Source organism: Planotetraspora sp. GP83, assembly GCF_041262585.1.
Taxonomy (GTDB): Bacteria; Actinomycetota; Actinomycetes; order Streptosporangiales; family Streptosporangiaceae; genus JAOEGB01.
In genome coordinates, this window is sequence record NZ_JBGCBZ010000002.1 from 271,863 (window position 1) to 290,791 (window position 18,929).

Consider the following 18,929-nt stretch of genomic DNA (forward strand, 5'->3'; position numbering starts at 1 on the left):
GGGCGCGCCGGAGGATCATCTCAGCATCGCCTGCTCTCGGAGGAGTTCAACGAGCGTCGGCAGGTCCTCCGCGACTACGGTCTTGTGGCTGCCCGAATTGAGCTGCTCGCTCGTAAGGATCACGCCGCGCCTGGTCGCATAGAAGGTGCCCTCGTCGCTACGGAACACCGCCCACGCGGGAAACTCTGCACGAAGCTCGTCGAGACGGCTCTCCCTTGGAGTTGTCATGTCACGCAGCGTACTTCAGCCTGTACATGCCTGTCCATGCCATGGCAGACCATGGTCTGGTTGATGGTGCCTGGACATGAATTCATACGGTTGCCCACGTGATGGAGTTCGAGCCGGATCGCTACGTGTGGGTTCAGGTCGCCGAGCGACTCCGAAGTCGCATCGTCGATGGCACATATCACCCCAAATATCTCCTGTCCGAGGTACAGCTCATGCAGGAGTTCGGGGTGGCACGGGGCACACTGCGCAAGGCGATGAAGCAGCTGAGAGAGGAAGGACTCCTCTATACGGTGCCCAACCTGGGCAGCTTTGTCAGCGCGCCGGGGGACCGGGCGGAGGGTGAGGGTACCGAGTCGACGGGCTTGGAACCGGGTCCCACATAGATGATCGCCCAGAGGCTCGTCTCCGGTCTGCCAGGCTGGGGACCTCGATTCCCCGCTGCTGGCGACTCGCATCCCCGTTAACGACCCGGTTCTAGGGTGAGGCGTCGCGGGCGGCGTTGGCGAGGGTGGCGTATTCGGGGCGAGGCAGGTCGCGGACCTCGTAGGTGATGCCGTGCCGTACGGCGAAGCGGTTCACGTCCGCGGGGGTCCATCGGCCGGGGAAGTGGTACAGCGGCACGCCGGCAGTATCGAGGATGAACAGGCCCGCCAGGTCCTCGCAGCGGTAGCGCAGCAGCCCGATGTGGTCGATCCGGTGGTTCCTCAGCCGGATGGCCTGGCGGTCCGGGCCGAGGCCGCCGATCTCGAGCCTCTCTCCGTTGACGGCGATACGCGGCCTCGAAGGCCGGTCAACGGCGGCGAGGGCCTGGCCACGCCCGACCCTTCTCCCGAGCAGCGCCCGGTCGATCCGCCGGAACGCCGGGGCGAGCACCGCCCCGAGCGGGCTCACCATGAGGGCCAGCCACTTGAGCTCCAGGACGTCGGCCACGCTCATGACGGCCGATCGGATCCAGCGCCAGGTGTGCGGGGGCAGCAGGTGGATCGCATAGGCGGCGCACACGACCCCCGCGATCACGAGGGCCCACCGGGCGATCCGCTGCCGCCGGGTCGGAGGCGGGCGGACGGGCAGCCCGCGGAGGATCCCCCATCCGGGCGCCCGCCGGGAGAGGAACTGGCGGGCCTGGATCGGCGTGAAGTCCCACGCGCGGAACTCAAGGCCGTGCCGTGCCGCGAACGCGAACCCGAGGCCGGTCGGCCACTCACCCGGCAGATCAGCGAGCACGAGCCCATCCGCGTCCGCCACGGCAAGGCCGTGAACGGCCTTTTGTCCTTCTGCTTCGCCCCCTTGGACGGGTCCCGCGTGAACCGGTAGCAGATCAGCGTCCGAGGAACTCCGTGCGGAAGCCGTACGGAACGTCCCGAAGCGGCGTCGGAGGCCACCAGTTGGCCGTTGTCCCAGGACAGACGGGTGGCCGGGCAGGGCCCGGACCCGGGGACGGCACCGGCGCGGGGCGCCAGGCCACCGGCCGACGATAACCCCGGCCCCGGAAGGGCACCACCGTCCGCAGGCTCCGGCCCGGGAGCCGCGCCGCGCCGGGATGCCCAATCGCCGGGCGGGGAGTCGCCGGGCGGGGAGTCGGCGGTCATGCGATGAGGACTTTGACGACCCCCGTCAACGCGAGTTGCAGCAGAGCCAGTGGCACGAGGCCGATCCAGGCGAGCTTCTGGAGCTGGTCCTCACGGAGCCGGGGGTAGCTCACGCGGACCCAGATCACCACGAACGCCAGGACGAAGATCTTGACCAACGTCCACACCAGCCCGGGCAGGAGCGGGCCATGCCAGCCGCCCAGGAACAACACGGTCGTCAGCGCGGAGAGCACGACGATCCCGGCGTACTCCGCGAGCATGAACAGGGCGAACCTGATCCCGGCATACTCGGTCATCGGGCCCATGATGATCTCCGAGTCGGCGATCGGCATGTCGAACGGCGGCCTGCGCAGCTCCGCCAGCCCGGCCACGAAGAACACCACGGCTCCGATGGCCTGCCACGGCAGCCACCACCATCGCCACTGCTCGACGATGCCCTGCAACGACAGTGTGCCCGCCGCCATCGCCACGCTGGACGCCGCCAGGACCAGCGGCAGCTCGTACGACATGAGCTGGGCCGCCGCCCGGATGCCGCCGAGCACGCTGTACTTGTTGGCCGACGCCCATCCGGCCATGATCGCGCCCAGGACGCCGACGCCCATCACGGCCAGCACGAAGAACAGCCCCGCGTCGAGGTCCACGCCCACCAGGCCCGGGGCCACGGGGATGACGATCAGCACCACGAGGTACGGCACGAGCGCCACGGCCGGGGCGATGGCGAAGACCCGGCGATCGGCGGCGGCCGGGATCACGTCCTCTTTCTGGGCGAACTTCACGCCGTCCGCGATGAGTTGCGCCCAGCCGTGAAAGCCTCCGGCGTACATCGGCCCGAGCCGGGACTGCATGTGGGCCATGGCCTTGTGCTCCATCTGCCCGACGATCAGCGGCAACACCAGGAACGCCGCCACGATGGCGATCAGCCGGACCGCGATGTCGAGCACGTCAGCCATCGCCCTCCTCCTGTACGGCAGGCCCGCCCGCCCAGTCGGCGGGGACGCCGGGAGGCAGCATCTTGCGGCGGCTCGGGGAGCCGTGGTCCGACTCGCCGGGCTCCTTGGCCCCCGGCCACGCCTTCGCCACGCGGGCGGCGAGCACGAAGTCCTTGCGCAGCGGATGGCCCTCGAAACCGTCGGGCAGCAGCAGCGGACGCAGGTCGGGATGGCCGTCGAAGATCACACCGAACATCTCGAACGTCTCCCGCTCGTGCCAGTCGGCTCCGCGGAAGACGCCCGTCGCCGTCGGCAACCGGGGGTCTGCGCGCGGCACACGGGTACGGATGAGCAGGTGGGCCATCTTGACCGGGTCGAAGACGTGGGCCACGACCGAGAAGCCGTCCGGCGGCTCGTCGACCCCCGTCAGCCAGTCGAAGAACTCGTACCCCTTCGACCGGGCGAAGGACAGCGCGTCGATCCAGTCGGCCGGCCCCACGTCGACCACGATCTCGCCGAACGAGTCGGAGATCTCGGCGCGCGAGCCGTACCGGCCCTGGATCGAGGTCGCGATGGCGGCGCTCACGAGGGCCGCTCCCCCAGCTCGCCGGCCCCCAGCTCGCCGCGCCTCCCGCGCTCGCCGGCGTAACGATCGCTCAGCGTCTCGCCCGCGATCTTCTCCTGGAGCTTCATGATCCCGTGGAGCAGCGCCTCCGGGCGGGGCGGGCAGCCGGGGACGTAGACATCGACGGGGATGATCTGGTCGACGCCCTTGGTCACACAGTAGGAGTCCCAGTACGGCCCGCCCGAGTTGGAGCAGGCCCCGAACGAGATGACGTACTTGGGATCAGGCATCTGCTCATAGAGCCGTTTGACGGCCGGGGCCATCTTGTCGGTCACCGTGCCCGAGACGATCATGAGGTCGGCCTGCCGCGGCCCGTTGGCGAACGGGATCACGCCGAACCGGATGAAGTCGTGCCTGCTCATCGACGTCGCGATGAACTCGATCGCGCAGCAGGCCAGCCCGAAGTTGAACACCCAGAGCGAATAGCGCCGGCCCCAGTTCAGGACGAACTTCATCGGCTTGGGCGCCAGCCGGGACGCGGGCCCAACCGTGGGCATCGGGAGATCGCTCACCGCCATACGGCCATTCTCCTCCCGTCGCCGCCTCCAGGCGAGCGCCCATCACGTCGAAGCGAGCCGCCCGTCACGTCCAGGCGAGCACCCGTTTGCGCCAGGCATAGAGGATGCCCAGGGCGATGAAGGCCAGGAAGACGAACATCTCGACAAGTGTGGTCATTCCGTACCCAGGTGCGGCGAAGATCGTCGCCCACGGGAAGAGGAAGACGGCGTCCACCGCGAAGACGACGTAGAGATAGGTGAAGACGTAGTAGCGGATCTGGGACTGGGCCCAGCCCTCGCCGACGGGGTCGACGCCGCACTCGTAGGTCATCAGCTTCTCGGGCGTCGGCCGGTTCGGCCGGAGCAGCCGGTTGGCGAACAGGCCCCCGGCGAAGATCCCCAGGCCGATGAGGAGGAGGACCATGACAACGGCATAAGATCCGAAATACTCGTTCATCTCCACGCCTCCTCCTCCCGATCATAGGCCGCGCGCCCATCGGATCCCAGTCACCGGCGGCGACCTGGGAAGACGAACCGTGCGCGAGCCACGATCTCACCAGCCGGTCAGGTGACGGCCGAAGGGCGGCCGCCAGCATATAGTTGAGGATCGTGACCCGAAACATGCTCTTCGCTCGCTTGCACGTCGACCTGTGCCGGCTCGCGGCGGGGCTGTGTCGTCCGGGCCGTTCACGAGCGTGATGACGCCGTCGCCCCGGCGGCCGTCGACCCCCAGCTCGTCTCCCCGCGTACGCGGCGAGCAACGGTAATTTCGCACGTCAATAACTCGCACGACAAAACAAGAGCGTGGCCCCGATGGATCTAGCATGGATATAAGAACGTGCCAGCACAGACGCCTGGGCGCGTCGAGGAGGACTGAGCAACTGTGACCAAGCAGGTTCAGCAACTCGACCGCGTGATCATCCGGTTCGCCGGTGACTCCGGCGACGGCATGCAACTCACCGGCGACCGATTCACCGCGGAGACGGCGCAGTTCGGCAACGACCTGTCGACGCTCCCCAACTTCCCGGCGGAGATCCGCGCCCCTGCGGGCACTCTGCCCGGAGTGTCCAGCTTCCAGCTGCACTTCGCCGACCACGACATCCTCACACCCGGCGACGCGCCCAACGTCCTGGTCGCGATGAACCCCGCCGCGTTGAAGGCCAACCTCGGCGACCTGCCCCGCGGCGCCGACATCATCGCCAACACCGACGAGTTCACCAAGCGCAACCTGCAGAAGGTCGGCTACGACGGCAACCCCCTCGAGGACGACTCGCTGAGCGAATGGCGGGTCCACTCGGTGCCGCTGACCTCGCTCACCGTGCGGGCCCTGGAGGGCTTCGAGATCTCCAAGAAGGACGCGGAGCGCGCGAAGAACATGTTCGCGCTCGGCCTGCTGTCCTGGCTCTACCACCGGCCGACGGAGGCGACGGTCGCCTTCCTGGAGGCGAAGTTCGCCAAGAAGCCCGAGATCGCCAAGGCCAACATCGCGGCCTTCCAGGCGGGCTGGAACTACGGCGAGACCACGGAGTCGTTCTCGGTCTCTTATGAGATCAAGCCGGCCCAGCTCGCCCCCGGCGTCTACCGGAACATCTCGGGCAACCAGGCGCTGGCCTACGGCCTGATCGCGGCGTCGGTGCAGTCGGGGCTGCCGCTGTTCCTGGGGTCCTACCCGATCACCCCGGCGTCGGACATCCTGCACGAGCTGTCCAAGCACAAGCGGTTCGGCGTCCGGACGTTCCAGGCGGAGGACGAGATCGCGGGCGTGGGCGCCGCGCTGGGCGCGGCCTTCGGCGGCTCTCTCGGCGTGACCACCACCTCCGGGCCGGGGGTCGCGCTCAAGGCCGAGACCGTCGGCCTGGCGGTGACGACCGAGCTTCCGCTGATCGTCGTGGACGTCCAGCGGGCCGGGCCCTCCACCGGCATGCCGACCAAGACCGAGCAGACCGACCTGCTCATGGCCCTCTACGGCCGCAACGGCGAGTCGCCGGTCCCTGTCGTGGCTCCGGCCACGCCGTCCGACTGCTTCCACGCGGCCGTCGAGGCCGCCCGGATCGCCCTGCGGTACCGCACGCCGGTCATGCTGCTGTCGGACGGCTATCTGGCCAACGGCTCCGAGCCGTGGCGGGTCCCGGAGATCGACGACCTGCCGGACATCTCGGTCGAGTTCACCACCGAGCCCAACGGCGACAACGGGGCGTACCTGCCGTTCAAGCGCGACCCGCAGACCCTGGCCCGCCCCTGGGCGGTCCCTGGCACGGCGGGGCTGGAGCACCGCATCGGCGGCATCGAGAAGGCCGACGGCACGGGCAACATCTCCTACGACCCCGACAACCACGACAAGATGGTCAGGCTGCGCCAGGCCAAGATCGACGGGATCGACGTCCCGGACCTGGACGTGGACGACCCGGACGGCGACGCCCGCGTTCTGGTGCTCGGCTGGGGCTCCACCTACGGCCCGATCGCGGCGGCCGCACGGCGGGTCCGCAAGGCCGGGTCCAAGGTCGCCCAGGCCCACCTCCGCCACCTCAACCCGTTGCCCGCCAACACCGGCGACGTGCTGCGTTCCTACGACAAGGTGCTGCTGCCCGAGATCAACCTCGGCCAGCTGGCGCTGCTGCTCCGAGCCCGCTTCCTGGTCGACGTGATCAGCTACAACCGCGTGCGCGGGCTTCCGTTCAAGGCCGAGGAACTGGCCGCCGTCATCCAGGACGTGATCGACAGTGACTAGCACCGAATCGCTCAACGGCAAGGGCCTGGCCCTGGTCCCCAGGGCGGAGGCCACCCAGACCCTCAAGGACTTCAAGTCCGACCAGGAGGTGCGCTGGTGCCCCGGCTGCGGCGACTACGCCATCCTGGCCGCGGTCCAGAGCTTCCTGCCCGAGCTCGGCCTGCGCCGGGAGAACATCGTGTTCGTCTCGGGCATCGGGTGCTCGTCGAGGTTCCCGTACTACCTGAACACCTACGGCTTCCACTCGATCCACGGCCGGGCCCCGGCGATCGCGACCGGGCTGGCCTCCTCCCGGCCCGACCTGTCGGTGTGGGTGATCACCGGTGATGGCGACGCGCTGTCGATCGGCGGAAACCACCTGATCCACGCCCTGCGCCGCAACGTCAACCTGAACATCCTGCTGTTCAACAACAGGATCTACGGTCTGACCAAGGGGCAGTACTCGCCGACGTCCGAGGTCGGGAAGATCACGAAGTCGACCCCGATGGGCTCGCTGGACAAGCCGTTCAACCCGATCTCGCTGGCGCTGGGGGCCGAGGCCGGGTTCGTCGCCCGGACCATCGACTCCGACCGCAAGCACCTCCAGAGCGTGCTGCGCGAGGCCGCGGCGCACCGGGGCACGTCGCTGGTGGAGATCTACCAGAACTGCAACATCTTCAACGACAACGCCTTCGAGGCGCTGAAGGACCCGGCCACCCGCGACGAGATCACGGTGAAGCTGGAGCACGGCAAGCCGATCGTCTTCGGCACCGGCGAGAACGAGAAGGCGGTACGGCTCTCGCCGTACGGCGGCGTGGAGGTCGTGCGCCGCGCGGAGGTGGCCGAGAGCGAGATCATCGTTCACGACGCGCACAACCCGGACCCGTCGCTGGCGTTCGCGCTGTCGCGGCTGGACGACCCGGCGTTCGAGCACGTGCCGATCGGGATCTTCCGCTCGATCGACCGCCCGGCCTACGACCAGCTCATGCGGGAGCAAATGGAGGCCGCCACCGCCGACAAGGGCAAGGGCGACCTTCGTGACCTCCTCCTCGCTGGAGACACCTGGCGAATCGGCTGAAAAACACTTGAATACGGCCTGCGGCCCCGGCACTTTCCTGTGCCGGGGCCGCGGCCGATTCCCGGCGGTGAAGCGGCCGTCCCCCCGGACAGCAAGCGGCCGTTTCCTCACGCCGAAGCCTCCGGTTCCCGTAGCCGAAGCCTCCCGGCTACGGGAGCGGAAGCGTCCCCATACGGCCCCATTTATAGGGGCATCGATGGCATACTCGAACCGCGCCGCACGGCGGTGAGCTGGGCCGGACGAGTGTGAACGCTGTGAAGGGGATCTCTCAGTGGACCTGTACCGCCGCGCGCCCGAGACAGGGCTGCGCTATCTGGGTCACGCCGGGTTCATCGCGGAGAACAGGGGCGTGCGGCTGCTCATGGACCCCTGGTTCTACCCGGCGTTCCTCCACTCATGGTTCCCGTACCCCGACAACCGGCGCCTTCTGGACGTGGTGAGCGGCGAGCGGTTCGACTACCTCTACATCTCGCACGCGCACGAGGACCACTACGACGAACGCCTGCTTCGCACCCTGGACAGGTCGATCACGGTGATCGTCCCCCGCTATCGCTCGAAGATCATGGTGAAGCGGTTCGCGGCGCTGGGCTACGAGAACGTCGTGGCGCTGGGCCACAGGGAGTCCTACGAGCTGGGCCCCGGCTTCACCGTCACCATGTACCTCGACACCAGCCACAAGGAGGACAGCGGGCTCCTGCTCGACCTCGACGGCTTCCGCTTCCTCGACCTGAACGACTGCAACACCCCGATGTCCGAGCTGCCCTGCGACGTCGATCTGCTCGCCGCGCAGTTTTCCGGTGCCATGTGGTACCCCAACTGCTACGACTACCCGCCCGATGTGATGCGGAAGAAGGTCGAGGCCGTCCGGGGCGACCTGCTGGACACGCTCTATCGCAAGGTGCGGATCACCGGGGCCTCGGCCTACCTGCCGTCGGCGGGCCCGGCCTGCTTCCTCGACCCGGTCCTCGAGGCGTACAACGACCGCGACGCTACGATCTTCCCGCAGTGGGAGGACGTGGCCGACCAGTTCGCCGAGGCCTGCCCCGGCGTCGAGGTGCTGCGCCTCTTCCCCGGCGACGCCGTACGGCTCGGCGAGGCGGGCGGCGGCGGACTCGGCGAGGGACACGGCGGCCGCCCGGTCGTGGAACGTGACACCGACGCGCCGGCCTCGGAAGACCGTGCCTCCGAGGATCTGGCCGCCTACCGGGAACGCCGCCGCGACGAGTGGAGCGCGTTCTACGACGAGCCGGCCGAGCCGGTGACCGCCGAAGAGATCGAGGCGTACTTCGCCAAGCTCCAGAGCTGGAACAAGCGCTTCCTGAGCGACTTCACCAAGGACGTCCGCCTGGTGGCCGACGGCCGCATGTGGGACGTACGGCTGGGCCGCCTCGCCGAGCGGTTCGTGATCGAGGGTGAGGAGCCGTACGACCCCGAATACACGCTGCTGCTGTGCCCTCGGACCATGAGGGCCGTCATCGAGGAGCGGACCGGCTGGGAGGAGGCCCTGCTGTCCATGCGGGTGGGCCTGCACCGCGAGCCCGACGTGTTCGACCTGACCTTCATGAGCCTGCTGCGGTACGGCAACCAGCCGGTGCAGACGATGCAGATGCTGCGGGAGCGGCAGAACACCGAGACGATCGAGCGGGACGGCCTGCGGATGCAGCGGTTCTGCCCGCACGCGGGCGAGGACCTCACCCATGCCACCGTCTGCGGCGGCATCATCGAATGCCCTCGGCACCACTGGAAATGGGAGGCGGCCACGGGCAAGTGCGTCGACGGCGGCACGCTGCCCCTACGCGTGGAGCCACTGCCTTAGAGACCCGGTCAGGCAACCCGCCGCCGTGATCATGCAGGGTTTCCCCGGAAGCTCGGGGACGTGGGGTTCCCCGGATCGTGATCATGCATGGATTCCGCCGTACGCGGTCTGATCAGTGGCGGCACCGTTTGTGATCATGCAGTGTCCGTCCATCGGGGCGCACCCTCGTCATGCATGATCACGCCGCACAAAGCACCAGGTAGGACGGTGCGTGCGGGAACACGTGCATGATCACGCGGGGGAGCGGAGCTTGTCGTAGTAGGCCAGGCATTCCTGGTAGTCGGGCAGGATGCCGCCGGAGAGCGCCTCGGAGAGCGTGGGGGCGGCGGCGTCCTTGGGTGACAGGAGCGGCTCGACCCCGCTCGGCCAGGCGATCCCCAGCTCGGGGTCGAGCGGGTGCACCTCGTGCTCGCGTCCCGGCGCGTACGGCTCCGAGCACAGGTAGACGATCGTCGCCTGCTCGCTGGTCGCCATGAAGGCATGCCCGAGCCCCTCGGCGATGTAGACGCCCTTCCTCGTCACGTCGTCGAGCTCGACGGCCTCCCAGCGGCCGAACGTGGGCGACCCGACCCGGAGGTCGACGACGACGTCGATGACGGAGCCGGCCACACAGGTGACGTACTTGGCCTGCCCGACCGGCACATCGGCGAAGTGGACGCCTCTGAGCACGCCGCGGCGGGAGACCGAGCAGTTGGCCTGGGCCAGGCCGAGGGGATGCCCGATCACCTCGGTGAACCGCTCGGCCTTGAACCACTCCAGGAACGTGCCCCGGTCGTCACCGTGGAGGACGGGGGTGAAGACGTAGGCCCCGCCGATGGACATCTCCTCCACGTCAGGGCTCGATCGTCGTGCGGGTGCCCTGCCAGACGTTGTTCTGCCAGACGTTGCCCGGCCCCTTTACGTCGAAGTAGGCCACCGGTCCGTACGTGCCGCACTTGGAGAAGATCGACCGGCTGAACACGTTGTCGCGGACGACCACGTTCCTGCTCGACCCGGCCTTGTCGCCGCCGCCGTAGAAGCAGTACCCGCCGCCGCCGATCAGGTTGCCCTGGATGAGGACGTTGGTGACGGGACCGAGGCTGGTGGCCAGCATGATCGCGCTCGTCTGGTCGACGGGGTTGAGGATCGTGTTGTTCTTGATCACCAACGGCTGGCTGCCCGAGGAGCCCTCGGTCTGGATGCCGTCCACGTGGTCTCCCGAGAACGCCCGCAGATCGTGGATGTAGTTACCCTCGATGGTCCCACGGCCGGTGTTGATCGCGTCGGTCGCGTCGTGGATGTCGTTGCCGCGGATCGTGATGTCGCCGTCGCCGATGTTCTTGACGGCCACGGCGAGCTGGTGCCGCCCGTCGCCGGCGATCTCGCAGTGGTCCACGACGAGGTTGGTATGCCCGTTCCTGAGCTGGACGCCCCACTCACCGGACGCGACGATCTTGCAGTTGCGGATCGTCACATTGTCCGCGTAGACGTCGAGCCCGTCGGTCAGCACGACGCCGTCGAGGACCGCGCCGTTCTGGCGCAGCTCGCCGCCCTTGTAGCTCTTGAAGACCGTGCCGCTCGGCGGCCCGGCGCTCCCCTCGTCGGGGAAACCGCCGACCGGCGGCGCCGACGACGAGGGCTGGGCCGTGACGGGGGAGGTCGGCGTGACCTTGGGGGTGGGGGTCGGGGTCGGGGTGTGGGCCGGAGTGGGCGTGACCGTCGCCGTCGGCGTCTCCGTCGCCGTGTCCGTGGGGCTCACCGAAGGGCTGAAGGAAGGGCTGACCGTGGGGGCCGGCGTCGGAGTGGCGGCCGGGACCTCCGAAGGCGCCGGGCTCGCCAGGACGGGCGGGTCCGACTGGGTGGCCGTCGCCGATGGGGCGGGCCGCACCGTCGCGTAACGGAAGACGACGTCGACGAAGTAGTTGTAGCCCGCCGAGTTGGAGCGCGTGGGGAAAGCCGGCCGGCCGTACGAGAAGACGCCGTTGCGCTCCCCCGGTGCGGTCAGCGGCCCGACCTTCAGCGGGCCGCCGGCGAAGGCTCCGCGCTGGGCGACGTACCCGCCGCGGCTGCTGTTGTAGGAAACCGTGTAGGTCTGCCCGGCCTTCAGAGCCACCGGGGACGACAGGCGGGCCTGCTGCCAGCCGGAGCGCGTCTCCGACCCGAAGGTCACCCGGCCGAGCAGCGCGCCGGAGTCGCTCCACAGGCTCCCGACGTGACGGCCGCGATCGCCGTACGCCTTGAAGAAGCGCAACGCGACGACCTGGCCCGCGCGGTCGGGGACGAACCGCATGCCGACTTCCACCGGCACCCGGTCGGAGCGGGTCCTGGCGGACACCGCGCCCTTCGGCTTCCAGAAGCTGGCCTGCAGGATCTGCTCGTCGGCGACGGGAGCGGTCTTGCCGAGAGACGGGCTGGACGAGTGGTGGGTGAGCGCCACGGTGACCGTGACCCCGCCGACGGCACAGGCGACCAGCAGCGAGGCCAAGCCCAGCAGACGTGGCCTCCGCCGCGGGCCGGACGCCCTGTCCCCGTGCTGAGGGGTACGTGCCATCGCCCTGCCTCCGACCTCCGCGCTCAGCAGAGCGCCTGGTTCGACATCGAGTCAGCCATCCTCATGCGCGGCCATTGTTGCGGTTGAGACACCACGGAACAACACGAATGGACTAGTTCGGCCATTGTTCATCACATGGCCAAAATGCCCGAAACATCCTGACAGAGACTCGTTTGGGCGAATAAATAGCGACAAATAGGCATCAATCGCGCGCCAACGGAAGAGATTCCATGCGTTTCCGGTAAGGCCGCAGACCGTTTGGGACGGCTCTTATGGCTCGACCGGCCGGCCCGAGTCGGCCCAGACGTTGTTCCGCCACTCGTTGCCCTTACCGCTGGCCTCCCAGCCGACCACCGGGCCCCATCTTCCGCCCTTGGGGAACAGGTCACGGGTCCACACGTTCCCGATGATCCTGATGTCGCTGGTCGCGCGCTTGTCCTGGGCTCCGCGCCCGGCGTAGACGGTGTAGCCGCCGCCTCCGAGGAGGTTGTTCTCGATGAGGACGTCGTGCGGGGCGCCGAAGTCCTGGAAGAGGCCCACCGCCGAGGTCTGCTCCTGCTGGTTGAGCAGGGTGTTGTTCCTGATGACGAGCTTCAGCCCGGCCGCCGGACCGCTCCCCGCCTGGATGAGGTCGACATGGTCGTCCTTGCCCGCCGACGGGTCGTGGATGAAGTTGCCCTCGATGAGGCCGTGCGGGGTGACGACGCCGTCGGCGGTTCCGGAGATCTCCGTCTTACGGACGGTCAGCATGCCGCCGAAGTTGAGCACGCCCTGGTCGATCTTGTGCGTCGGCGTACTGACGATCTCGCTGTTCTCGATCACCAGGCCTCCGGCGCCCTGCCGCTGGATGACCCCCCAGCCCTGGTGGGAGTCGCTGACGACCCGGGTGTTGCGGATGACGACGTTGTCCGCCTCCACGCTGATGTCGCCGTGGACCTCGTATCCGTCGATCACCTCTCCCGGGCGGGTCACCCTCAGGCCCGGGTTGGGGATCAACGCGGCCTTGTCAGGCGGTCCCGAGGTCTTGGCGCTGGGCCACGGCGACACGTCGACGGCCCCCGTGGGCCGCGCGGCCCCCGCGCCGGGCGTGATCTCCGCCACGCCGCGCAGGCTCTCCTGCGCCGCGGGCCTGCTGGGCACGGCCACCGCCCACACGACGCCCGCGCCCACGACCGCGCCCGCACAGAAGACGACCGCCGGCCTCACCCAGCCTGCCAGTTCCACCGGTTTCCCTTCACGATGACGAGACGGCCGAGGGCGCCCTGCGCAGCCGGGTCCAGCTCCGCAAGGAGGCCAGCACCCGGTCCGCCACGACGGCGCTCTTGACCACGGCCACGACGGTCAGCAGGGCCAGGATGACCAGCGCCTGCTTGGTGTGCCTGGGCACCTCGGCGGCCTGCTTGGTGCCGTCCACCGTCTTCAGCCTGAGAATGTAGTAGTCGTCGGTGGCTCCGGCGGACATCTGCCAGGAGGCCAGCCTGACCCGCATCGCCCGGACCAGCACGGCCATCGACCTGTCCGCCTCGGCCACGCTCGGAGCGAAGGTGTCGAGCACGACCCACGGCTGGTCCCGGATCGGCACCTCCTCGCTGCCCTGGTTGGCCATCGCCACGAGGTAGTCCGTCCGTCCGCCGGCCTGGGCCACCTGCGCCCGGGTGTCCTCGTCGTCGAAGGACCTCGCGAGCAGGTCGGCCGTACCGACCGTGCTGGCCGTGAAGATCGTCTCCTCGCCCTGACGCACCACGGCGACGACCGTGTGCGCCCGGTAGGAGGGAGGGGAGAGCTTCGTCAAGTAGAACCCCGTGCCCCCGATCACACCGGCGACGATCAGCACCACCAGGGGATGCCGGATCATCGCTCGGAAGATGTGACGAATTGTCACGGAACGCTCCAACTTCGGTGCGAGGATCGGCTTGACGTGTCATTGTGGCACTCTGCCGATCAGGGCGCATGCCCCTTGTCGCAGGTAGCGGAATCCCGCCCCTTAGGGGACACTTTGTAGGGTCCGCTGCTCTGGCATGGTTTCGTCAGTGGCACCTGTCGCGAAAGCACACCGGCATCATGACTATTCACGCGGGGTGGGAGTTGTTGGAGGTCCGGTGGATCTGATGGAAGCCGTGTTCGTCCTCGCGCGCAGGTGGACGATCACTGTGCCGTTGCTGCTGCTCACGATAGGAGCCGTCACGGCGGCATACTTCGTCCTGCCCTGGACCTACGAGTCCTCGGGCACCATCGTGTTCCTCACCTCCAAGCAGATCGCGGACAAGAATACCGGCGGCAACCCGTACCTCTCCTTCGACGGCTCCCTGTCGATCACGGCCGAGCTGGTCGGCCGCGCGGTCAACGACGAGTTGACCGCGCAGAAGCTCGCGGAGCAGGGCCTGACCGGTGAGTACGAGACGCAGATCCCCCCGGACAGCCGCGCTCCCCTGCTCAAGGTGACCGTGACCGACAGCGACCCCCGCATCGCGCAGGCGACGATGGAAGCGATCATCAAGAGGATCCCCTCCACGCTCAACGATCTGCAGAAGACCAACACCTCCATCTCGCAGGTCCGGCAGTCGGTGCTGACCAAGAGCACGGCGCCGGACCGCAAGGCGACGTCGAAGATCCGCTCACTGGTCGGGATCCTCGCCATCGGCATGCTGCTGACCGCGGGCGTGCCGCTGGTGACCGAATCCGTGAAGAACCCTCGCCGGCCGATTCAGCCGAAGCGCGTGGCCCAGGCGACCCAGGGCGAGCCTTCCGTGGAGCCGCCCCCTGAGCGGAGGCGGGTGGACGACGACGCGCCCACGGCCGTACACGTGTGGCCGCCGGCCGCCACGGTAACGGGCCGCCCGCCGGGCGAGCCGTGGCAGGACACCGGCACGAGCAGGGGCCCGGGCCAGCGGACGGCCAGGACGACCGGCAGGGGCACGGGACGGACCAGGAGCACGCGCGGGAGCGCCGACGTGAACGGCGACAGGACGGGGTCCGACAGGACGGGGTCCGACAGGACGGGGTCCGACAGGACGGAGGCCGACAGGACCGACGCCCCGGCATGGCGGAACGGGACGAGCGACGGAACCCCGCCGAGGAGGAGGCCCCTCTAGGCGTCCGGCGGCAGGCAGGCTCAAACGGCGGGCTCAATCAAACGGCACGGTCAGACGGCAAGGTCAGACGGCAGGTCAACGGCAGGTCACAACGGCATGGTCAACGGCACGCAGATCGGCACGGGCACAGACACGGGCACAGGCACAGGCCTTGATATGTCCGACTTCTCCTCGTCCCCGTTCCCCGAGGATGAGGGCCGGCGCGGCAGGAAGTTTCCGGTGGCCATCGACGCGGTCACGGTCCTCAGCCTCCTCGTCGTGGCGCTCGTGCTGATCCCGTCGCGGTACGTCGTCGGCCCGCTGGGCGGCTCCGGCACGCCGGCCAACCTCATCGCCGTGCTGGCGTTCATCTGGTACTGCGCCTCGATCTCGACGGAGAGGTCCACCCCCCTCAAGGGGCGGCAGCCGATCAGGACGTCGATCCTCATTTACGTGTGCGCCATCCTGGCCAGCTATGTCGCCGCCATGAACCGGCCGATCTCCGGCGAGGAGATGCAGGCCGCCAACATGGCCCTGCTGCCCGTGATCGGCTGGTGCGGCATCGCCCTGCTCGCGGCCGACGGCATCACCACCAAGGAGCGGCTCGACACGCTGATCCGCAGGTTCGTCGTCGGGGCCACGTTCGTGGGCATCGTGGGGATCATCCAGTTCGCCACGGCGTTCGACCTCTCGCAGTACCTGGCCTTCCCCGGGCTGAAGGTCAACGGGACGTTCATCTCGCTCTACAACCGCGACGGCTTCAACCGGCCGACGTCCACGACGATCCACCCGATCGAGTTCTCCGCGACCCTCGCCATGGCGCTGCCGCTTGCCATCCACTACCTGCTGTACGGCCTGGGGGGGCGGCGCTGGGTCAAGCGCCTGTGCGTGGCCGTGCTCGCGGTGGCCGTGCCGCTGACCGTGTCGAGGACCGCGGTGCTCGGCATGGCGGTCTGCTTCATCGTCCTCATGCCGACCTGGCCCCGGGCCTGGCGGCACACCGCGTACGTCGCGCTGCTGATGTTCACCGGCGCGATGAGCGTGGCGGTGCCGGGCCTGCTGGGAACGTTCAAACGGATGTTCTTCGGGATGGGCGACGACTCCAGCGCGACGGCCCGTACAGACGACTACGCGGCGGTCGCCCGCTACTTCTCCGAGCACCCGCTGTTCGGGCGCGGCGTGGGGACCTTCCTGCCGCACACCTACCGCATCCTCGACAACCAGTACCTCGCGACGCTGGTGGAGACGGGGGCCTTCGGGCTGGGCGCCGTGCTGCTGATCTTCCTCTCCGGCTGGGTCGTGGCGCGCCGTTCGCGGCGCAAGTCCGACGACCCGGAGACGCGGCACCTCGGCCAGGCTCTCGCGGCGAGCATCGCCGTCTTCGCCGTGACCTGCGGGACGTTCGACGCGTTCTCGTTCCCCGTCGCCGTCAGCATCGCCTTCCTTCTGATCGGCTGCGCGGGCGCGCTGTGGCGGATCACCGACCCCCATGGAGGGGCGTATGTCGCCGTATCCCCGCGTTGGATTCGCCTGTTTATGGGACGAGGATCCGCGCAAGACATGGTCGTACACCCCGTGGCATCTCCGCGAAGCCCTGAGGGAGCGGGCCGACGTCGTTGACGTCGGCGTCGACATCCCCCCAAGGGTCCGCGCGGCACTGCGCGCCATGCACGTACGGCCCCGCCACGGCAGGCTGGCCACGACGTGGAAGTACTCCGGGGTCACCGACGAGTACTGCCGACGGGCGCTGCTGCGCTCCATCGCCGAGTCCGGGTGTGACGCGGTGCTGCAGATCCAGGACATCGCGCCGCTGCCGGTGCCGTTCTTCCTGTACCAGGACCTGAGCTACGACGCGCTGCTCAGCGTGCACGATCCGGACAACGAGCGGGCCGTGCTGCCGAACATCTCGGTCGGCATGATGCACCGCCGGCGGGAGCGCCAGCTCGCGATCTACGCGCGGGCGACGGGGGTGCTGGCGATGAGCGAGTGGTTCGCGCGGACGCTCGTCGAGGTGACCGGGCTGCCGGCCGAGAAGGTGCACGTGGTGCATCCCGGGATCACGTCGGCGGCCGATCCGGCACGCCCGATCCCGGAGCGGCAGGGGCCCCGGCGACGGCTGCTGTTCGTGGGCGGCGACTTCCGGCGGAAGGGAGGGGCGCTGGTCGTCGCGGCGACGGAGCTTCTGCGCCGCGACTTCGACCCCGCCGTCACCCTGACCGTGGCGGGCCCTCCCGCCTGGCCACTGCCCGGGGAGCCCCCGGAGGGGGTGCGGTTTCTCGGCCAGCTTCCCCCGGCCGAGGTCGCGGCGCTCTGGGACACCCACGACCTGTTCGTCATGCCGTCACATCTGGAAGCCTTCGGGATCGTCTTCGCCGAGGCGCTCGCTCGCGGGGTGCCCTGCGTGGGACGCGACGCCTTCGCCATGCCCGAGATCATCCGCCCCGGGGAGAACGGCGGCCTGGTGCGCGGCGACGACCCCGCAGAGCTGGCCGAGACGATCGTCAAGATCCTCGAGGACGACGCGCTGTACGCCGACTGTCGGGACGGGGCCGCCGCGACCGCCGAGTGGTTCAGCTGGGACCGCGCCGCCCGGCAGTCGCTCGAAGCCATCAGAGCAGTCTGATCAGCAGTTCAACCGGTCGCGGTACGGCCGGTGCATGATCACGCGAGGAGTCCGTGCTGGTCAGGCACCCTCGATGGGAGGGTGTGCATGATCACGCCTTCCTGGCCGCGGTGCGGGGTTGATCACAGTGCCTTGCGGAGCGCGTCGACTACCTGCTCCTGCTGCTCGGGGGTGATGTGCGGGAAGATCGGCAGGGAGAGGATCTCCCCGGCCGCCCGCTCGGCCACGGGGAAGTCGCCCTCCCGGTAGCCGAGATCCGCGAAGGCCGGCTGGAGGTGCACCGGCACCGGGTAGTGGATCTGGGCCTGCACCCCGAGCTCGTGCAGCCCGGCCAGGACGCGGTCGCGGTCGCGGTCGGGCACGCGGACCACATAGAGATGCCAGACGTGGTCGGAGCGCAGCGACTCCTCCGGCGTCGCGGGCGGCGTCACCCCGGCCCCGGCGAGGTCCGCGAGCAGTTCCCCGTAGCGCGCGGCGGCCTCCCGCCGCCGGTCGTTCCACTCCCCGAGCCGCCGCAGCTTGGCGCGGAGCACGACGGCCTGGAGCGTGTCGAGGCGCGAGTTGAAGCCCAGCGTCTCATGGCGGTACTTCACCTCGCTGCCGTGGTTGGACAGCAGGCGGACCTTCCTCGCCAGCTCGGCCGAGCCGGTGGTGACCGCTCCCGCGTCGCCGTACGCGCCGAGGTTCTTACCGGGGTAGAAGCTCGTGGCCGCGAGCGCGCCGAAGGCGCCGGAGACCGTGCCGCCACGGGCCGCGCCCTGCGACTGGGCCGCGTCCTCGACCACGGGGACGTCCCCGGCGATCTCGATGATCCGGTCCATGGGCGCGAGCCGGCCGTACAGGTGCACCGGGATGACGGCGGCGGTGCGCGAGGTGACGGCGGCGGCGAGCCCGTCCGGGTCCATGAGCAGGTGCGCGGGATCGGCGTCGACGAGAACCGGCCGCGCGCCCGCGCGGAGCACGGCCTCGGCGGTGGCCACGAACGTGTTGGCGGGGAGGATCACCTCGGAACCGGCGCCCACCCCGAGCGCCCGGAGCGCCAGCTCGATGGCGTCGGTGCCGTTCCCGACGCCGACGCAGTGCGCGACGCCGCTGAACGCCGCGAACTCCTCCTCGAACGCGGCGACGTCGGGCCCCTGCATGAAGGCGGTCGAGCCGAGCACTCGGGCGAAGCCGGCGTCGATCTCCTCCGCCACCTCCTCGTGGGCGGCGCGCAGGTCGACAAAGGGGATCACG

The 18,929-nt window shown here is 69.1% G+C and carries 19 protein-coding genes; 8 read left to right on the plus strand and 11 right to left on the minus strand.

Annotation, left to right across the window (positions count from 1 at the left end; translation table 11 throughout):
• Nucleotides 1-15 precede the first annotated feature (15 nt).
• Entirely contained in the window at nucleotides 16-228 is a 213-nt protein-coding gene (locus tag ABH927_RS04035; protein ID WP_370018153.1) for a hypothetical protein, read from the minus strand.
• Nucleotides 229-329: 101 nt separating this feature from the next.
• On the opposite strand from ABH927_RS04035, the gene ABH927_RS04040 reads away from it, so the two are divergent.
• Nucleotides 330-611: a GntR family transcriptional regulator gene (locus tag ABH927_RS04040; protein WP_370018398.1), complete on the plus strand. Its 282-nt coding sequence runs from the start codon at nucleotides 330-332 to the stop codon at nucleotides 609-611.
• 91 nt (nucleotides 612-702) lie between these two features.
• On the opposite strand, the gene ABH927_RS04045 is transcribed toward ABH927_RS04040, so the two are convergent.
• The 5 genes from ABH927_RS04045 to ABH927_RS04065 form a co-directional block, all read right to left on the minus strand.
• The gene (locus ABH927_RS04045; RefSeq protein ID WP_370018154.1) at nucleotides 703-1,473 is read right to left on the minus strand and encodes a hypothetical protein; all 771 of its coding nucleotides are present in this window, start codon (nucleotides 1,471-1,473) and stop codon (nucleotides 703-705) included.
• A 340-nt stretch (nucleotides 1,474-1,813) separates the two neighbouring features.
• The gene (nuoH, locus tag ABH927_RS04050; RefSeq protein ID WP_370018156.1) at nucleotides 1,814-2,767 is read right to left on the minus strand and encodes an NADH-quinone oxidoreductase subunit NuoH; all 954 of its coding nucleotides are present in this window, start codon (nucleotides 2,765-2,767) and stop codon (nucleotides 1,814-1,816) included.
• Nucleotides 2,760-3,332, minus strand: a complete 573-nt coding sequence (locus ABH927_RS04055) for an NADH-quinone oxidoreductase subunit C (RefSeq protein WP_370018157.1) — start codon at nucleotides 3,330-3,332, stop codon at nucleotides 2,760-2,762. Before ABH927_RS04055 ends, nuoH begins: the two co-directional genes overlap by 8 nt.
• On the minus strand, nucleotides 3,329-3,868 hold the full coding sequence (locus ABH927_RS04060; RefSeq protein WP_370018400.1) for an NADH-quinone oxidoreductase subunit B: 540 nt from the start codon (nucleotides 3,866-3,868) through the stop codon (nucleotides 3,329-3,331). The genes ABH927_RS04055 and ABH927_RS04060 overlap by 4 nt, the downstream gene beginning before the upstream one ends.
• A gap of 85 nt (nucleotides 3,869-3,953) precedes the next feature.
• The gene (locus ABH927_RS04065) at nucleotides 3,954-4,325 is read right to left on the minus strand and encodes an NADH-quinone oxidoreductase subunit A (protein WP_370018158.1); all 372 of its coding nucleotides are present in this window, start codon (nucleotides 4,323-4,325) and stop codon (nucleotides 3,954-3,956) included.
• Nucleotides 4,326-4,489: 164 nt separating this feature from the next.
• Between ABH927_RS04065 and ABH927_RS04070 the strand changes: the two genes are divergently transcribed.
• From ABH927_RS04070 to ABH927_RS04085, 4 genes are all read left to right on the plus strand, one after another.
• Nucleotides 4,490-4,567, plus strand: coding sequence for a putative leader peptide (locus ABH927_RS04070; protein ID WP_370018401.1), 78 nt, complete (start codon nucleotides 4,490-4,492; stop codon nucleotides 4,565-4,567).
• Nucleotides 4,568-4,751: 184 nt separating this feature from the next.
• Entirely contained in the window at nucleotides 4,752-6,596 is a 1,845-nt protein-coding gene (locus ABH927_RS04075; RefSeq protein ID WP_370018160.1) for a 2-oxoacid:acceptor oxidoreductase subunit alpha, read from the plus strand.
• Nucleotides 6,589-7,653 (plus strand): 2-oxoacid:ferredoxin oxidoreductase subunit beta, encoded by a 1,065-nt coding sequence (locus ABH927_RS04080; protein WP_370018161.1) that lies wholly within the window; start codon nucleotides 6,589-6,591, stop codon nucleotides 7,651-7,653. The genes ABH927_RS04075 and ABH927_RS04080 overlap by 8 nt, the downstream gene beginning before the upstream one ends.
• 271 nt (nucleotides 7,654-7,924) lie before the next feature.
• Nucleotides 7,925-9,469, plus strand: coding sequence for an MBL fold metallo-hydrolase (locus tag ABH927_RS04085; RefSeq protein ID WP_370018162.1), 1,545 nt, complete (start codon nucleotides 7,925-7,927; stop codon nucleotides 9,467-9,469).
• Between the two features lie 231 nt (nucleotides 9,470-9,700).
• On the opposite strand, the gene ABH927_RS04090 is transcribed toward ABH927_RS04085, so the two are convergent.
• The 4 genes from ABH927_RS04090 to ABH927_RS04105 all read right to left on the minus strand — a co-directional run bounded on the left by ABH927_RS04090 (nucleotide 9,701) and on the right by ABH927_RS04105 (nucleotide 13,854).
• Nucleotides 9,701-10,291, minus strand: coding sequence for a dTDP-4-dehydrorhamnose 3,5-epimerase family protein (locus tag ABH927_RS04090; RefSeq protein ID WP_370018403.1), 591 nt, complete (start codon nucleotides 10,289-10,291; stop codon nucleotides 9,701-9,703).
• Between the two features lie 10 nt (nucleotides 10,292-10,301).
• On the minus strand, nucleotides 10,302-11,999 hold the full coding sequence (locus ABH927_RS04095) for a DUF4082 domain-containing protein (RefSeq protein ID WP_370018163.1): 1,698 nt from the start codon (nucleotides 11,997-11,999) through the stop codon (nucleotides 10,302-10,304).
• A gap of 270 nt (nucleotides 12,000-12,269) precedes the next feature.
• Nucleotides 12,270-13,223: a hypothetical protein gene (locus ABH927_RS04100; RefSeq protein ID WP_370018164.1), complete on the minus strand. Its 954-nt coding sequence runs from the start codon at nucleotides 13,221-13,223 to the stop codon at nucleotides 12,270-12,272.
• A 10-nt stretch (nucleotides 13,224-13,233) separates the two neighbouring features.
• Nucleotides 13,234-13,854, minus strand: a complete 621-nt coding sequence (locus ABH927_RS04105; RefSeq protein WP_370018166.1) for a hypothetical protein — start codon at nucleotides 13,852-13,854, stop codon at nucleotides 13,234-13,236.
• Nucleotides 13,855-14,098: 244 nt separating this feature from the next.
• Between ABH927_RS04105 and ABH927_RS04110 the strand changes: the two genes are divergently transcribed.
• The 3 genes from ABH927_RS04110 to ABH927_RS04120 all read left to right on the plus strand — a co-directional run bounded on the left by ABH927_RS04110 (nucleotide 14,099) and on the right by ABH927_RS04120 (nucleotide 17,693).
• Complete coding sequence (locus ABH927_RS04110; protein WP_370018168.1) at nucleotides 14,099-15,091, plus strand: hypothetical protein; 993 nt, start codon at nucleotides 14,099-14,101, stop codon at nucleotides 15,089-15,091.
• A gap of 156 nt (nucleotides 15,092-15,247) precedes the next feature.
• Nucleotides 15,248-16,690, plus strand: a complete 1,443-nt coding sequence (locus ABH927_RS04115; RefSeq protein WP_370018169.1) for an O-antigen ligase family protein — start codon at nucleotides 15,248-15,250, stop codon at nucleotides 16,688-16,690.
• On the plus strand, nucleotides 16,572-17,693 hold the full coding sequence (locus ABH927_RS04120; protein WP_407072826.1) for a glycosyltransferase family 4 protein: 1,122 nt from the start codon (nucleotides 16,572-16,574) through the stop codon (nucleotides 17,691-17,693). The genes ABH927_RS04115 and ABH927_RS04120 overlap by 119 nt, the downstream gene beginning before the upstream one ends.
• A gap of 122 nt (nucleotides 17,694-17,815) precedes the next feature.
• Here the strand turns inward: ABH927_RS04120 and ABH927_RS04125 are convergent, their stop codons facing one another.
• On the minus strand, nucleotides 17,816-18,928 hold the full coding sequence (locus ABH927_RS04125) for a DegT/DnrJ/EryC1/StrS family aminotransferase (protein ID WP_370018172.1): 1,113 nt from the start codon (nucleotides 18,926-18,928) through the stop codon (nucleotides 17,816-17,818).
• Nucleotide 18,929 lies beyond the last annotated feature (1 nt).

Excerpts from the sequence above, each read along its gene's own strand:
- ABH927_RS04060 (WP_370018400.1), bottom strand. The coding sequence starts at position 3,868 with ATGCCCACGGTTGGGCCCGCGTCCCGGCTGGCGCCCAAGCCGATGAAG.
- ABH927_RS04095 (WP_370018163.1), bottom strand. The coding sequence starts at position 11,999 with ATGGCACGTACCCCTCAGCACGGGGACAGGGCGTCCGGCCCGCGGCGG.
- ABH927_RS04070 (WP_370018401.1), top strand. The coding sequence starts at position 4,490 with ATGCTCTTCGCTCGCTTGCACGTCGACCTGTGCCGGCTCGCGGCGGGG.
- ABH927_RS04065 (WP_370018158.1), bottom strand. The coding sequence starts at position 4,325 with ATGAACGAGTATTTCGGATCTTATGCCGTTGTCATGGTCCTCCTCCTC.
- ABH927_RS04120 (WP_407072826.1), top strand. The coding sequence starts at position 16,572 with ATGTCGCCGTATCCCCGCGTTGGATTCGCCTGTTTATGGGACGAGGAT.
- ABH927_RS04090 (WP_370018403.1), bottom strand. The coding sequence starts at position 10,291 with ATGTCCATCGGCGGGGCCTACGTCTTCACCCCCGTCCTCCACGGTGAC.
- ABH927_RS04040 (WP_370018398.1), top strand. The coding sequence starts at position 330 with ATGGAGTTCGAGCCGGATCGCTACGTGTGGGTTCAGGTCGCCGAGCGA.
- nuoH (WP_370018156.1), bottom strand. The coding sequence starts at position 2,767 with ATGGCTGACGTGCTCGACATCGCGGTCCGGCTGATCGCCATCGTGGCG.
- ABH927_RS04035 (WP_370018153.1), bottom strand. The coding sequence starts at position 228 with ATGACAACTCCAAGGGAGAGCCGTCTCGACGAGCTTCGTGCAGAGTTT.
- ABH927_RS04115 (WP_370018169.1), top strand. The coding sequence starts at position 15,248 with ATGTCCGACTTCTCCTCGTCCCCGTTCCCCGAGGATGAGGGCCGGCGC.
- ABH927_RS04105 (WP_370018166.1), bottom strand. The coding sequence starts at position 13,854 with ATGATCCGGCATCCCCTGGTGGTGCTGATCGTCGCCGGTGTGATCGGG.